The sequence below is a fragment of the Bacillus sp. 2175 genome (assembly GCF_057812155.1).
In genome coordinates this window covers 3,973,512-3,986,329 of the sequence record NZ_CM173819.1, presented here as the reverse complement: position 1 = coordinate 3,986,329, position 12,818 = coordinate 3,973,512, and the positions used below count along the sequence as shown (strand labels likewise).

The 12,818-nt window shown below is 35.5% G+C and carries 18 protein-coding genes; 12 read left to right on the top strand and 6 right to left on the bottom strand.

Translation table 11 applies throughout. The annotated features are described in order from the left end of the window. The first annotated feature begins 164 nt into the window (after positions 1-164). The 11 genes from gcvT (at position 165) to ACXKY9_RS20565 (ending at position 8,735) form a co-directional block, all read left to right on the top strand. Positions 165-1,265 (top strand): glycine cleavage system aminomethyltransferase GcvT, encoded by a 1,101-nt coding sequence (gene gcvT / locus ACXKY9_RS20615; protein ID WP_000631769.1) that lies wholly within the window; start codon positions 165-167, stop codon positions 1,263-1,265. Positions 1,266-1,285: 20 nt separating this feature from the next. Continuing rightward, entirely contained in the window at positions 1,286-2,629 is a 1,344-nt protein-coding gene (gcvPA, locus tag ACXKY9_RS20610) for an aminomethyl-transferring glycine dehydrogenase subunit 1 (RefSeq protein ID WP_000903240.1), read from the top strand. Continuing rightward, the gene (gene gcvPB, locus ACXKY9_RS20605; protein ID WP_000795702.1) at positions 2,626-4,101 is read left to right on the top strand and encodes an aminomethyl-transferring glycine dehydrogenase subunit 2; all 1,476 of its coding nucleotides are present in this window, start codon (positions 2,626-2,628) and stop codon (positions 4,099-4,101) included. The genes gcvPA and gcvPB overlap by 4 nt, the downstream gene beginning before the upstream one ends. Positions 4,102-4,543: 442 nt before the next feature. After that, on the top strand, positions 4,544-4,747 hold the full coding sequence (locus tag ACXKY9_RS20600; protein WP_000262496.1) for a DUF3929 family protein: 204 nt from the start codon (positions 4,544-4,546) through the stop codon (positions 4,745-4,747). A gap of 70 nt (positions 4,748-4,817) precedes the next feature. Beyond that, positions 4,818-5,009, top strand: coding sequence for a hypothetical protein (locus tag ACXKY9_RS20595; RefSeq protein WP_000535933.1), 192 nt, complete (start codon positions 4,818-4,820; stop codon positions 5,007-5,009). A gap of 118 nt (positions 5,010-5,127) precedes the next feature. Further along, positions 5,128-5,502, top strand: a complete 375-nt coding sequence (locus ACXKY9_RS20590) for a GntR family transcriptional regulator (protein ID WP_001021353.1) — start codon at positions 5,128-5,130, stop codon at positions 5,500-5,502. A 5-nt stretch (positions 5,503-5,507) separates the two neighbouring features. After that, a complete protein-coding gene (locus ACXKY9_RS20585) occupies positions 5,508-6,380 on the top strand; it encodes an ABC transporter ATP-binding protein (RefSeq protein WP_000891304.1) in 873 nt (290 codons plus the stop codon). Beyond that, entirely contained in the window at positions 6,361-7,026 is a 666-nt protein-coding gene (locus ACXKY9_RS20580; RefSeq protein WP_001249425.1) for an ABC-2 transporter permease, read from the top strand. Before ACXKY9_RS20585 ends, ACXKY9_RS20580 begins: the two co-directional genes overlap by 20 nt. Before the next feature lie 14 nt (positions 7,027-7,040). Continuing rightward, positions 7,041-7,673, top strand: coding sequence for an ABC-2 transporter permease (locus tag ACXKY9_RS20575; RefSeq protein ID WP_001186565.1), 633 nt, complete (start codon positions 7,041-7,043; stop codon positions 7,671-7,673). 32 nt (positions 7,674-7,705) lie between these two features. After that, the gene (locus ACXKY9_RS20570; RefSeq protein ID WP_000595346.1) at positions 7,706-8,302 is read left to right on the top strand and encodes an ABC-2 transporter permease; all 597 of its coding nucleotides are present in this window, start codon (positions 7,706-7,708) and stop codon (positions 8,300-8,302) included. A 247-nt stretch (positions 8,303-8,549) separates the two neighbouring features. After that, positions 8,550-8,735 carry a hypothetical protein gene (locus tag ACXKY9_RS20565; protein WP_000518066.1) on the top strand — a complete coding sequence of 62 codons (186 nt, stop codon included), beginning with the start codon at positions 8,550-8,552 and terminating at the stop codon, positions 8,733-8,735. 16 nt (positions 8,736-8,751) lie between these two features. On the opposite strand, the gene ACXKY9_RS20560 is transcribed toward ACXKY9_RS20565, so the two are convergent. The 5 genes from ACXKY9_RS20560 to ACXKY9_RS20540 form a co-directional block, all read right to left on the bottom strand. Continuing rightward, the gene (locus ACXKY9_RS20560; protein ID WP_000265427.1) at positions 8,752-9,009 is read right to left on the bottom strand and encodes a DUF3975 family protein; all 258 of its coding nucleotides are present in this window, start codon (positions 9,007-9,009) and stop codon (positions 8,752-8,754) included. 15 nt (positions 9,010-9,024) lie between these two features. Further along, positions 9,025-9,339: a DMT family transporter gene (locus ACXKY9_RS20555; RefSeq protein ID WP_000312623.1), complete on the bottom strand. Its 315-nt coding sequence runs from the start codon at positions 9,337-9,339 to the stop codon at positions 9,025-9,027. 1 nt (position 9,340) lies between these two features. Next, positions 9,341-9,673: a DMT family transporter gene (locus ACXKY9_RS20550; protein ID WP_000312339.1), complete on the bottom strand. Its 333-nt coding sequence runs from the start codon at positions 9,671-9,673 to the stop codon at positions 9,341-9,343. A 70-nt stretch (positions 9,674-9,743) separates the two neighbouring features. Then, positions 9,744-10,325 (bottom strand): TetR/AcrR family transcriptional regulator, encoded by a 582-nt coding sequence (locus ACXKY9_RS20545; protein WP_002005730.1) that lies wholly within the window; start codon positions 10,323-10,325, stop codon positions 9,744-9,746. A 96-nt stretch (positions 10,326-10,421) separates the two neighbouring features. Further along, complete coding sequence (locus ACXKY9_RS20540; RefSeq protein ID WP_001273979.1) at positions 10,422-11,399, bottom strand: LacI family DNA-binding transcriptional regulator; 978 nt, start codon at positions 11,397-11,399, stop codon at positions 10,422-10,424. Positions 11,400-11,713: 314 nt separating this feature from the next. Here ACXKY9_RS20540 and ACXKY9_RS20535 point away from each other — a divergent pair, with 314 nt between their 5' ends. Beyond that, complete coding sequence (locus ACXKY9_RS20535) at positions 11,714-12,250, top strand: hypothetical protein (RefSeq protein WP_031303141.1); 537 nt, start codon at positions 11,714-11,716, stop codon at positions 12,248-12,250. 40 nt (positions 12,251-12,290) lie between these two features. On the opposite strand, the gene ACXKY9_RS20530 is transcribed toward ACXKY9_RS20535, so the two are convergent. Then, positions 12,291-12,674, bottom strand: coding sequence for a rhodanese-like domain-containing protein (locus tag ACXKY9_RS20530; protein WP_000108653.1), 384 nt, complete (start codon positions 12,672-12,674; stop codon positions 12,291-12,293). Between the last annotated feature and the right edge of the window lie 144 nt (positions 12,675-12,818).

Genomic DNA, 12,818 nt, shown 5'->3' with positions numbered 1-12,818 from the left:
AAATGTGTGGAATCTTTCGTATTTTATCCAAGAAAGTGATTTTTTATTTACGCTTTCATAAAAAAATATAATGAGATTCCGTATATCCTATCTTTTCAGAATGAAAATGTTTAGAAAAGGGAAGCAACTTTTATTGATTTGTCAAAGCATAAGGGGGAGAGAGCATGATTACATTACAACGTACACCGTTATTTGATGTATACGCGAAGTATGGTGGAAAAACAATCGACTTCGGTGGTTGGGAATTACCAGTTCAATTTTCAAGCATTAAAGAAGAACACGAAGCTGTACGTACAGCTGCAGGTTTGTTCGATGTGTCTCATATGGGAGAAGTTGAAGTAAAAGGTGTAGATAGTTTAGCATTTTTACAACGTGTTGTTACAAATGACGTATCTACCTTAAAGGTAGGGGGCGCACAATATACAGCTATGTGCTACGAAAATGGTGGTACAGTAGATGATTTATTAATCTACAAACGTGGTGAAGAAGACTATTTATTAGTAATCAATGCATCAAATATCGAGAAAGATTACGAATGGTTAGCAAGTCATGTAATTGGCGATGCGACAGTAGTCAATGTTTCTAGTGAAGTTGCACAGCTTGCAATTCAAGGACCAAAAGCAGAAGGCATTTTACAAAAAGTTGTGTCAGAAGATTTGAAAGAAATTAAGTTCTTTAAATTTAAAAACGATATTCTTGTAGATGGAATTCCAGCACTTGTATCTCGTACAGGTTACACAGGTGAAGATGGATTCGAAATTTACTGTAAGAGTGAAGATGCTGCAAAACTTTGGGAGAAACTTCTTGAAGTTGGAGCAGAAGAGGGCTTAAAAGCATGTGGTTTAGGTGCTCGTGATACACTTCGATTCGAAGCAACATTACCACTTTATGGACAAGAATTATCAAAAGATATTACACCGATTGAGGCTGGAATTGGCTTTGCGGTAAAAACAAATAAAGAAGCAGACTTCTTTGGAAAAGCAACGTTAAAAGAGCAAAAAGAAAACGGTGCGCCTCGTAAATTAGTCGGCATCGAAGTAATCGAACGTGGAATTCCTCGTACGCATTACCCTGTATTTATTGGTGAAGAAAAAATTGGGGAAGTAACGAGTGGTACACAATCTCCAACGTTAAAGAAAAGCATTGGTTTAGCACTAATTGATGTAAAATACGCAGCAGTTGATACAGAAGTAGAAATTGAAATTCGTAATAAACGCGTCAAAGCAGTAGTTGTTCCAACACCATTTTACAAACGTTCAAAGTAACGGGGAGAGGGGTAGATTTCATGTTGCATCGTTATCTTCCAATGACAGAAGAAGACAAAAAAGAAATGTTACAAACGATCGGCGTTCAAACGATCGATGAATTATTCTCTGATATTCCAGAGAGTGTTCGTTTTAAAGGGGATTTAAAAATTAAAGAAGCAAAATCAGAGCCAGAGCTTTTAAAAGAGCTATCTCAAATGGCTAGTAAAAATGCTAACTTAAAAGAATACGCTTCTTTCTTAGGAGCAGGCGTATACGATCATTATGCTCCAGTAATTGTAGATCATGTTATTTCTCGCTCAGAATTTTATACAGCTTACACACCATACCAACCGGAAATTTCACAAGGGGAATTACAAGCAATCTTTGAATTCCAAACAATGATTTGTGAATTAACAGGAATGGATGTAGCAAACTCTTCTATGTATGACGGGGGGACAGCTTTAGCTGAAGCGGCAATGTTAGCAGCTGGCCATACTCGCAAAAAGAAAATTCTTGTATCTAGCGCGGTTCATCCAGAATCAAGAGCAGTACTTGAAACGTATGCAAAAGGTCAAAATCTTGAAGTTGTTGAAATTAATCATAAAGATGGTGTAACAGATTTAGACGTATTACAAAGTGAAGTAGATGATACAGTTGCTTGTGTAATCGTTCAATATCCAAACTTCTTCGGACAAGTTGAAAAATTAGCTGATATTGAAAAAATCGTTCATCAACAAAAATCATTATTTATCGTTTCTTCAAATCCATTATCATTAGGCGCATTAACACCACCAGGGAAATTTGGTGCTGATATTGTAATCGGTGATGCACAACCATTCGGTATTCCAACGCAGTTTGGTGGACCGCACTGTGGTTACTTTGCAACAACGAAAGCATTTATGCGTAAAATTCCAGGACGTCTTGTTGGACAAACTGTAGATTCAGATGGTAAACGTGGATTTGTATTAACGTTACAAGCACGTGAACAGCATATTCGTCGTGATAAAGCGACATCTAACATTTGTTCAAACCAAGCGTTAAATGCACTAGCAGCTTCTGTTGCAATGACGGCACTTGGCAAACAAGGTGTGAAAGAAATGGCACGTCAAAACATTTCTAAAGCACAATATGCAAAACGTCAATTTGAAGCGAAAGGCTTCACAGTAACATTTGCTGGACCATTCTTCAATGAGTTTGTTGTAGATTGCAAACGTCCAGTGAAAGAAGTAAACGATGCATTATTACAAAAGAATATTATCGGTGGTTACGATCTAGGCCGTGATTATAAAGAGCATGAAAACCATATGCTTGTAGCAGTAACTGAGCTTCGTACAAAAGAGGAAATTGACACACTTGTAAACGAAATGGGGGCTATCCAATGAAGAACCAAGACCAAGCACTTATCTTTGAAGTGAGTAAAGAAGGACGCATAGGATATAGCTTACCCAAATTAGATGTAGAAGAAGTGAAACTAGAAGATGTGTTTGAGAGCGATTATATTCGAGTAGAAGATGCAGAGCTACCAGAAGTATCTGAACTTGATATTATGCGCCACTATACAGCACTTTCAAACCGTAACCACGGTGTGGATTCTGGATTCTATCCACTTGGATCTTGTACGATGAAATATAATCCGAAAATTAATGAGAGTGTAGCTCGTTTCGCAGGATTTGCAAATATTCATCCGTTGCAAGATGAAAAGACAGTACAAGGTGCAATGGAATTAATGTACGACTTACAAGAGCATTTAATTGAAATTACAGGTATGGATACTGTTACTTTACAACCAGCAGCTGGTGCACACGGAGAATGGACAGGTTTAATGTTAATTCGTGCATACCATGAAGCGAATGGTGACTTTAACCGTACGAAAGTAATTGTGCCTGACTCTGCTCACGGAACGAACCCAGCATCTGCAACTGTAGCTGGTTTTGAAACAATTACAGTAAAATCAAATGAAAATGGCCTTGTTGACTTAGAAGACTTAAAACGTGTTGTAAACGAAGAAACAGCAGCACTTATGTTAACAAATCCTAATACATTAGGTCTATTCGAAGAAAATATTTTAGAAATGGCAGAAATCGTCCATAATGCAGGCGGTAAATTATACTATGATGGTGCAAACTTAAATGCGGTATTAAGCCAAGCACGCCCAGGAGATATGGGATTTGACGTTGTGCATTTAAACCTTCATAAAACATTTACAGGTCCTCACGGCGGTGGTGGCCCAGGTTCTGGTCCAGTAGGTGTGAAAGCTGATTTAATTCCGTACTTACCAAAACCGATTTTAGAGAAAACCGAAAATGGTTATCACTTCAACTACGACCGTCCAGAAGCAATTGGTCGTGTGAAACCATTCTATGGTAACTTCGGAATTAACGTTCGTGCATACACGTATATTCGCTCTATGGGTCCAGATGGATTGCGTGCAGTAACTGAGTATGCTGTATTAAATGCGAACTATATGATGAGAAGATTAGCGCCATTCTACGATCTTCCATTCGATAGACATTGTAAACATGAATTTGTATTATCAGGTCGTCGTCAAAAGAAACTTGGTGTACGTACATTAGATATTGCAAAACGTCTGCTTGATTTCGGTTATCATCCACCAACAATTTACTTCCCATTAAATGTGGAAGAATGTATTATGATTGAGCCGACAGAAACAGAATCAAAAGAAACATTAGATGGTTTCATTGATAAGATGATTCAAATCGCTAAAGAAGTAGAAGAAAATCCAGAAGTTGTACAAGAAGCACCGCATACGACAGTCATTAAACGTTTAGACGAAACGATGGCTGCACGTAAACCAGTTTTACGTTATGCGAAGCCAGCTCCTGTACAAGTTTGATTAAAATAACAAAAGAAGAACTCGCTGAGGCGGGTTCTTTTTTTGTATGGATAATTTGTCCCGCATTAACGGACAGTAAACTCTCAACTTAAAACTTAGCTGCTGCAAAGAAGACAGGTGGGAGATAAACTGTCCGTAAATGCCCGATTGGTTCAACTAATAATCAGTGGGGATGAACAAAAATCCCCACTGATTAAAGTTTCACTTTATGCAGAAATAGTGAAGAAAATGTTAAAAAAATATGTTTTTTGTTTCCTAATGGTGTAAAGGTGTAGTTTTATAGGTAGTTTTGTTGAAAAAGTCGGTTTGATAAAAGTATTTATTTTTGTTAGAATTTTATTGAAATTAAGAAGATGTGATGAGGCAAAGATTACTCATTTTTATGTATATGTGAAAAAACGAACAAGACGGGGGTGAAAGTGTGGGATATCGATGTTATAGAATGGTATACCATTTAGAAAATGGAGAAACAATTAAAGATGTAAAAGAATTTTGCTATCGAGACCAAGGAAAAGTGTTAGAAAGAGTAGCAAATCGTGTAATGGATAATAGAGAAGTGACGGCGATTGATAAACAAGGAACAATCATTTCAATAGCATGTGAGGACATTGTAAAGGTGGAACTTGATTACATAACAGAAAGTTAACCTTGAGTCATATCGAATTATTCGATAAAATAAACTGTTGAATGGTGAAGTGAGAAGAGAGGAGTTTATCATGGGTAGTACAAGACACTTTTATATGTTTATCTTAGCGTTTGTTCTTGTTGTGGCATTAACGATTTACTTAATCGTTGACAGCAGCTGGTACAACACAGTTCATCCGGCATTCCTTCTGTTTATGTATATAGGAATTGCAGTAGTAAGTTTCGGAATGAGAGACGAGATGTTAGATCGCTTTGAAAAGTGATACATATACGAAAGACCAACAGGAAAATGTTGGTCTTTTTTTCTTGCCAAAAATAGGATGGTGTGTATATACTGTATATATAAGGTATACACAGTATATACACAAACTGGAGGAAAACATGAATATTATTATTTCGAATTCTTCCCAAGACCCTATTTATGTGCAAATAAGAAAACAATTAAGCCAGCTTATTTTAAATGGCGGTTTAAAGGGTGGAGATCAATTACCGTCTATTCGTAGCTTAGCGAAGGAATTACAAATTAGTGTCATTACAACGAAGCGTGCATACGAGGAGCTTGAAAAAGAAGGATATATAGAAACTGTTGCTGGGAAGGGGACTTATGTTTCACGTAAAAATAATGAACTATTAAAAGAACAAAGGCTTCGCCTATTGGAAAGTAAAGCGGAAGAGATTGTGAATGAAAGTAAAGCGTTGCAGCTTTCACTTGAAGAATTACAGCAGATGATTGCGTTTTTATATAAGGGGGAATGAGAGAGATGTTAGAGTTAAAAAACGTTTGTAAAAGTTATGAAGGTTTCGCAGTGAAAAATATAAGTTTTACGTTACCACGCGGATATATTATGGGGTTTGTCGGACCGAATGGGGCCGGGAAAAGTACGACGATCAAAATGATTATGAATTTAATTAAAAAAGATAACGGAGATATAAAAATTTTTGGCAAGGACAATAAGAAAGCTGAAAAGGAAATAAAACAAAATATCGGCTTTGTATATGATGAAAATCATTATTACGAAGATTTAACGTGTGAACAAATGAAGCGTATTATTGCACCGTTATATAAAAAGTGGGACGAAGAGCAGTATCAATCGTATATGCATAGATTACAAGTTCCAAAGTATAAAAAAATTAAAGAATTATCAAAAGGAATGAAAATGAAATTTGCGATTGCAATCGCACTTTCGCACCACGCAGAGTTTATTATTATGGACGAACCGACAGCAGGGTTAGATCCAGTTGTTCGAAGTGAATTACTTGATATGTTGCAAGAAATTGTAATGGAAGATGAAGTATCCGTATTATTCTCAACGCACATTACAACAGATTTAGAGCGCATTGCAGATTATGTTACGTTCATCAATGATGGAGAAATTATATTTACTGGTGAAAAAGAAGACTTAATGGAGAACTACGTAATCGTAAAAGGAAGTAATGATTTATTAGACCGAGAAGGAAAAGAACTATTTGTTGGATTACGAAAAAATAAGTTTGGTTTTGAAGGTTTAGCGAAGGATAAACAAGGAATTATCGATTGGTTTGGAAATGAGGTTGTACTAGAAAAGGCTACATTAGATGACATTATCGTTTACACTGCGAAAGGGAGAGGTGTCTATGCGTCAGCTAATCTATAAAGATTTGTTCTTTTTTCGGGTTATGTGGTTAGTGTATTTTATTATGCCTCTTGTTTTCTTTGGATTAGATCCAGATGGTGAATTGTTATTTCCAATGAGTTGCTTACTCATAACGATATCATCTTCTATGATACTAATAGCGATGGATGAAAAAAATAAAAGTGATGTTATTATAAATAGTTTACCTGTTGGACGAAAGGATATCATTATTGCTAGATATATTTCGGGTGTAATATTTATTGTAGGTGGCATGATTTCTACTACGCTAGTTGTTTTTCTTATAAGAGGTATCGCTGTCATTGGTGATATTGGAGCTTATCATCCCAATTTGTATATTGAAATTCCTTGGTATGTAGTAGTCAGAGGTGCTGTATATTCTTTAGTTTATATTACAGCATTATTCCCGAGTTATTATGGGACAAAATCAAAAGTAGTACGTGGAATATTTACAGGTGGAGCCGCTGGAATAGGTGTTATTGTTGGAATGTTTATTGGTGACGGAGAAAGTGCTACGGCATCATTCATTGATTGGATTATGAATCCATTACATTTTGGCATATTTATAGTTGGATTAATCACACTAGCTAGTGTCTATATCGTTTCTATGCTTCTTACAATTAAAATTTATGAAACGCGTGATTTATAGAGAGGAGAATTCATATGCAACAGTTGATTTTGAAGGAGTTTTTTTTACAGAAGAAGATGTTTCCTTTCTATTTTTTAATCCCTATTTTATCTATTTTTAAGAATTCCGTCGAACCAATGGGGATTGCAATAGGAGTATTTATAACATGTAGTACGATTATATATATTTCTTTTTATTATGACGAGAAAAGTAAAGCAGAAAAAGTATTAGTGAGTTTGCCTATAACGAGAAAAGAGATAATTATAGCTAAATATATTTCAAGCACATTATTTATTATGGCTGGTTTGAGTGTAACTTTTATAGTCGTAATATTAGGAAATATTTTATTGAACAGAGATATAGTTATGCCTGGATATGCAATATTTTCAGCAATAGTAGCAACTTTGATTTATTGTGCAGTAACGATACCGACTAATTACATTGGGGGATATAAAGTTATTACTGTCTTGAATTTGATTATGCTTTTTCCTTTAATGGGTATGATTGGTCTTATGTGCAATATTTTTGGTGATAAAACAATTATGTTAAAAGTACTTCACTCTCAAGAGGCTACACAAGCAATGGGTGTTCTTGGTGTCGGAGTATTAGTGAGTATATTCGTATCATTGTTCCTCTCAATGAAAATGTTTCAGGAGGCAGAGTTATAGAAGGGACATTTTCATATTAGGAGGTGTAATACATGATCAAGCAACTAATTTTAAAAGATTTCATCATTCAATGGAAATTTTTAATTTGGTACATACTGTATCCTGTTTTCTTTTATATGGCCTTAACAGATACGGAAAATTTATTCATCATTATGTCAGTAATTATTACAATTGGGGCAACAGTAAAAACATTTGAAGCAGATAGTAAAAATGAGAGTGAAGTTATAGTAAATAGTTTACCAATATTGAGAAAACAAATTGTGTATGCGAAATATATAGTAGCAATTATTATTCTTTTTATAAGTGTAACGGTCAGCTGTTTCACGATGGGAATGAAGAATGGGATTAACCTATTTGAATTTATTGAAACGACATTGCTTGCTAGTATTAGCTTTATTTTAGTGTATTTAAGCTTTGTTCTACCAATATCTTTTTGGTTAGGATATAAAAAAACTATTCTTATTACAATAGTAATATTCATGGCGCCGATTGTTATTTTAGAAACTTTGTTTCAAATCAACTTGGAACAAATTCAATTATATAATACCTTGTTATTCATTGGTTCAATATGTATGCTCATAGCATCTATCTTCGTTTCAGTGAAATTGTATGAGAAGAGAGAATTTTAAAAGGTGCCCTATAAAAGGCACCTTCTTCAATAACGACAATACGAGAGCAGTAGTTTATAAAAAGAAACGCTATTTGGCACATCTTTCGGAGTATGTAATATAAAGCTGAAAACGATGATGAGAATAAGAAATAGGAAAAATAAAAATAGGATTTGCTTATGTATAGAATTTTGCATATTATCCACTCCTTTTTTTGGGTAGTATGTCCAAAAGAAAGGAATGTATGAAAAAAATTGGAGGGGGAACAATGGGGAAACGAAAATTGTTATTTGAAATAGGAGTATTATTTTTGTCAATAGGTCTTTTGTTATCAAATTTTTATTCAGACATACCATCACCGTTTCCTAATTTGCATAAAGGAATTGGTATAAGTATTGTTATAATTGGTCTGTTTTGTCTTATCACATCTAACTTCTACAGAAAGTCTGAATGAATATAAAAAAGGACAGTTACTCTTTTTCAGAAGTACTGTCCTTTTTAAATAACTTATTCCATAGTTTGGCGATACTCCATATAATGACGATTGCAATGGAGGCGATAATGGACCAAACAATCGATATAATTTCAAGTGTCATGTTAGGAAGGAATGTGAGAATGGATAATACTTTATGAAACAATGATTCTATTATATGAAAACTTATTTGTAATAGAATGACGATACAAAGTGTGATCCATGCTAATATTTTCTTTCCTTGTTCTTTCCACATGACATTCACCTCACGTTAGCTTAATAGTTTTAAGCCAACAGCGCCGCATAAAATGCAGCTTAAGAAAGCAAGACGACGCCAATCCGCTGATTCTCGGAAAATGAGAATGCCTAGAAGTGCACTTCCAGCAGTTCCGATTCCAGTCCAAATTGCGTAAGCAGTTCCCATCGGTAATGTGTTCATCGCAAGAGATAAGAAGAAGAAGCTTACGCCGAAGTTAGCGATTAAAATAACTTTTGGTGCCCAGCCTTTCTTTTCAGTGGCTACTTTCATAAAGAGTACACCAATAATTTCACAAATACCAGCTAGAATTAAAAATACCCAAGCCATTTTATGCGGCCTCCTTCGCTTCTTTTTCTTCTGTTACTCGTTTTAAACCAATTACTCCGAAGAAGATTAAACCGATTAATAAAACTTTTACGATAGAGAAAGGTTCTCCGAAGATGAAAATCTCTGTAAGAACGATTCCACCAGCTCCGATTCCTGTAAAGACTGCGTATACAGTGCCGACAGGTAAATCTTTATAAGCTCTAAATAATAAGACGAAACTAATTGTAATTAATAGAGCAACACCAGCCCATTCAAGTGGTGCCTCTGCTTTTTTTAGTCCAATCACCCAAAAGATTTCAATAATACCAGCGATGATTACATAAATCCATGCCATATGTCATTTCTCCTTCCTACCAGTCGTTAGGTAAAGGGCTTAAAAACGACGCATTGCAAAGGGCAATCCGTCAGTTTGAAAGTCCGCGCCAAAATACTTTCCAAGAAGCGTCTAAACGTGTCTCAAAACGATTTAAACCTGCGTATAATAGTTCAACCATAAGACCGTCGAGTAAGCATAGAAAAGCCTCTAAGGCGTCTTTTACTTCAATGTTATGCAGCTCATCTTGTTCGCTTGCTCTTTTAAATACAGGGAATAAAAGTTTTCCGACGTTTTCAATGTGTACATTTGCTTTATTAATAATTTGTTCGCGAAATGCATCAGGCGGAAAATAAGAAGTTCGTAACCAAAACATTGATTCTTCACTTTCACCAAATCGTTTTGCATACCCTTTTAATAATTTTAAAAGCAATTCTTCAGTGGACGAATTGGAAAAGCTTTCGATATCGCCTGTGAAGCTCTGCAAATCTTTTTGAAGAGCAGATTCTAAGCATATGAAATATAGCTCTTCTTTTCCTTTAAAGTGTGCGTAAATCGATGGTTTTTTAATCCCAACTTCTTGAGCAATATTTGCCAATGAAGTTCCTTCATAGCCGTAGCGTGCGAAATGAGAAAGTGCTACAGCTTTAATGCGGTTTGCTGTCATTTTCATCCCCTACCTACCGTTCGTTAGGTTAATTATATGAGATGAAAAATATAATGTCAATAGGTGAAGAGTTGAAAAAGAGCGTTATAGGTAACGCTCTTTTTAGACAGTCTCTCGCTCAATTAAATGGAATGAAAGTTCTTTTGCACTGCCGACAATTTGCTCGCTTTGGATCTGCTTATGGAATAAAGAAAAAGCATGTGAGCCCATTGCGAGACCGGGATGTTCAATTGTGGAAATTTCTAATGCCTTTGAAATTTCATGATTATCAAATCCAAGGATAGCAAGGTCTTCAGGTACTCGAATACCATGTTTTCGAGCCTCTGTTAATAAACCAGCTGCAACTTGATCGTTCGCTGTGAAAATAGCAGTTGGACGATTTTTCATATTTAAAATATGATGGAGTATTTGTGCTCCGTCCTGCATTGTATAGCATTGGTGGAAAATCCATTCAGGATGCAACGTTTTCCCTTCGTTACGAAGTGTATCGGCGAACGCTTTTTCGCGCTCCATGGAATTTACACTTGTTTTTCTTGCTAAACAAATTCCGATTTTTTCATGGCCTCTACTTAGTAAATAGGCAGTACCGAGACGGAAACCTTCATAATGATCTACGTAGATGGATGAAATGAGGGGATGCTTCATTTTTTCACATGAAATAATAGGGGCAAATTTTGCAAAAGGTTCGATTTGTTCCCAAGAGCTCGTTCGGGAGCAAATAATCATCCCATCAAATTGTTTCATTTTCATCATTTCAAGAACACGAATTTCTTCAATGCTATCGTAATTCGTTTGACATAAATTAATGTGATATCCGGCAGCTAACGCTTCGTTTCCGATTCCTTCAATAATCGTACTGAAGTAGGGGAGGTTAATGAAAGGAAGCATAACGCCAATTGTATATGTTTTCCCTCTTATTAAATGGACAGCATTTATATTTTTTGCGTAGTTTAATTCTTCAACAGCATCTAGAACACGCTTACGCTTTTCTTCTTTTACGTAAGGGTGATTATTCAGGACACGAGAAACAGTTGATATCGATACACCAGCAGTTTTAGCAATTTGTTTTATATTGGCCATATGTATCACCTCTTTCCCTTATTATAAAGGGAAAATAATAAGAAAGAAAAAATCTTGACCTGAAAAGCTTTTCACAAACTATGGTATTAATAAGACTTCTTTTTATTCGCGTAACCTTTTCACTTGGGCGTAAGAATGATAGGGGTCTTTTTTGTTTGCAAAAAGTGTTGTCAAAATGTGTGAGAATAACGTGGAAAGTTTTCAAAGGTGGAGTTTGGTGACAAAGCGAATATGAAGAGAATATCAACGCTTCGTTCGTTAAGAGAGCGGTATGAAAGGGCGGAAACAAATTGAAAAAAAGAATCATTTGTTTCGTGTTTTCTAGTTTCATGCTTAGTTCGTGTTCGTTTCAGCAAACGATGCAAGAAGAAAAACACTTTGTGGGAACAACAGGAGGAGCTATGGATCGTGTTACGGATCCTATTCCGCTAAAGGAACTTCCAAAATATTTTCCGGTGAAGTTTAAAGTTCCAACGTTTTTACCGTACGACATTACAAGTGATGTGAAGGGGGAAGTAAGAACGCTTGGGAAAAAGAACATTGTCTTAACGATTAAATATAAACAGAAGGAGTCAGGTAGAAATGAGTATATTGAGTTAAATGTCGCGAACTTTCCTTATAGTTTTCCGGATCTTGTGGAAGAGAAGCGATTTCAAGAACAAATGAAACTGAATAATGGAACGTCTGCTTATTTTAAAAATAAAGATGATTATGAACGTGGTGACGAATTTGCTACGCTTATATGGAAAGAGAAAGGAATTGAATATCAACTGCTGTATCGGAATGTAGAAGAGAACGATGAAAAGGTAATCAAGCAGAATTTATTATACATTGCGAATAAGATGAAATGAAAAAACTAGCTGATTTATTCAGCTAGTTTTTTGTATGTTATTATTTCTTTTTAATTTTGCCTGTCCAAGATTTAAATCCACCTTGTAATTGGTAGAAATCTTTGTAGCCTTGTTTTTTTAAGTATTGCGCTGCACGACCTGTACGGAATCCGCTTTGGCAATATAAGTAAACAGGTTGATCTTGACGAAGTTCTTTATGGCGAAGGCGAATTTGTGATAACGGAATGTTACGTGCACCTAAAATATGCCCTGCGTTATATTCGTCTGCTTCACGAATATCGATAAGCTGTGCTTTACGGTAACCAGCGCGAAATTCTTCTTCTGTAAGAGTTTTAATTAATTTTTTCTGATAGAAGTACATCCATACAGTGTAGCCGATAAATGCTACGATTACGGCTAATAAAATAATCCAAGTTGTTGACACGATTCTATCGCTCCCTTTTTTCTTATCCTACTTTCAATATTATAATGCCCTTATGTATTTATGCAACAGATTCATTTGCATATAAGAAGAAATTTCGTATTCTTTCACAAATTTTGTCGAATTTGGTAGACTAGAGAATGTGAA

Excerpts from the sequence above, each read along its gene's own strand:
- gcvT (WP_000631769.1), top strand. The coding sequence starts at position 165 with ATGATTACATTACAACGTACACCGTTATTTGATGTATACGCGAAGTAT.
- gcvPA (WP_000903240.1), top strand. The coding sequence starts at position 1,286 with ATGTTGCATCGTTATCTTCCAATGACAGAAGAAGACAAAAAAGAAATG.
- gcvPB (WP_000795702.1), top strand. The coding sequence starts at position 2,626 with ATGAAGAACCAAGACCAAGCACTTATCTTTGAAGTGAGTAAAGAAGGA.
- ACXKY9_RS20600 (WP_000262496.1), top strand. The coding sequence starts at position 4,544 with ATGGTATACCATTTAGAAAATGGAGAAACAATTAAAGATGTAAAAGAA.
- ACXKY9_RS20595 (WP_000535933.1), top strand. The coding sequence starts at position 4,818 with ATGGGTAGTACAAGACACTTTTATATGTTTATCTTAGCGTTTGTTCTT.
- ACXKY9_RS20590 (WP_001021353.1), top strand. The coding sequence starts at position 5,128 with ATGAATATTATTATTTCGAATTCTTCCCAAGACCCTATTTATGTGCAA.
- ACXKY9_RS20585 (WP_000891304.1), top strand. The coding sequence starts at position 5,508 with ATGTTAGAGTTAAAAAACGTTTGTAAAAGTTATGAAGGTTTCGCAGTG.
- ACXKY9_RS20580 (WP_001249425.1), top strand. The coding sequence starts at position 6,361 with ATGCGTCAGCTAATCTATAAAGATTTGTTCTTTTTTCGGGTTATGTGG.
- ACXKY9_RS20575 (WP_001186565.1), top strand. The coding sequence starts at position 7,041 with ATGCAACAGTTGATTTTGAAGGAGTTTTTTTTACAGAAGAAGATGTTT.
- ACXKY9_RS20570 (WP_000595346.1), top strand. The coding sequence starts at position 7,706 with ATGATCAAGCAACTAATTTTAAAAGATTTCATCATTCAATGGAAATTT.
- ACXKY9_RS20565 (WP_000518066.1), top strand. The coding sequence starts at position 8,550 with ATGGGGAAACGAAAATTGTTATTTGAAATAGGAGTATTATTTTTGTCA.
- ACXKY9_RS20560 (WP_000265427.1), bottom strand. The coding sequence starts at position 9,009 with ATGTGGAAAGAACAAGGAAAGAAAATATTAGCATGGATCACACTTTGT.
- ACXKY9_RS20555 (WP_000312623.1), bottom strand. The coding sequence starts at position 9,339 with ATGGCTTGGGTATTTTTAATTCTAGCTGGTATTTGTGAAATTATTGGT.
- ACXKY9_RS20550 (WP_000312339.1), bottom strand. The coding sequence starts at position 9,673 with ATGGCATGGATTTATGTAATCATCGCTGGTATTATTGAAATCTTTTGG.
- ACXKY9_RS20545 (WP_002005730.1), bottom strand. The coding sequence starts at position 10,325 with ATGAAAATGACAGCAAACCGCATTAAAGCTGTAGCACTTTCTCATTTC.
- ACXKY9_RS20540 (WP_001273979.1), bottom strand. The coding sequence starts at position 11,399 with ATGGCCAATATAAAACAAATTGCTAAAACTGCTGGTGTATCGATATCA.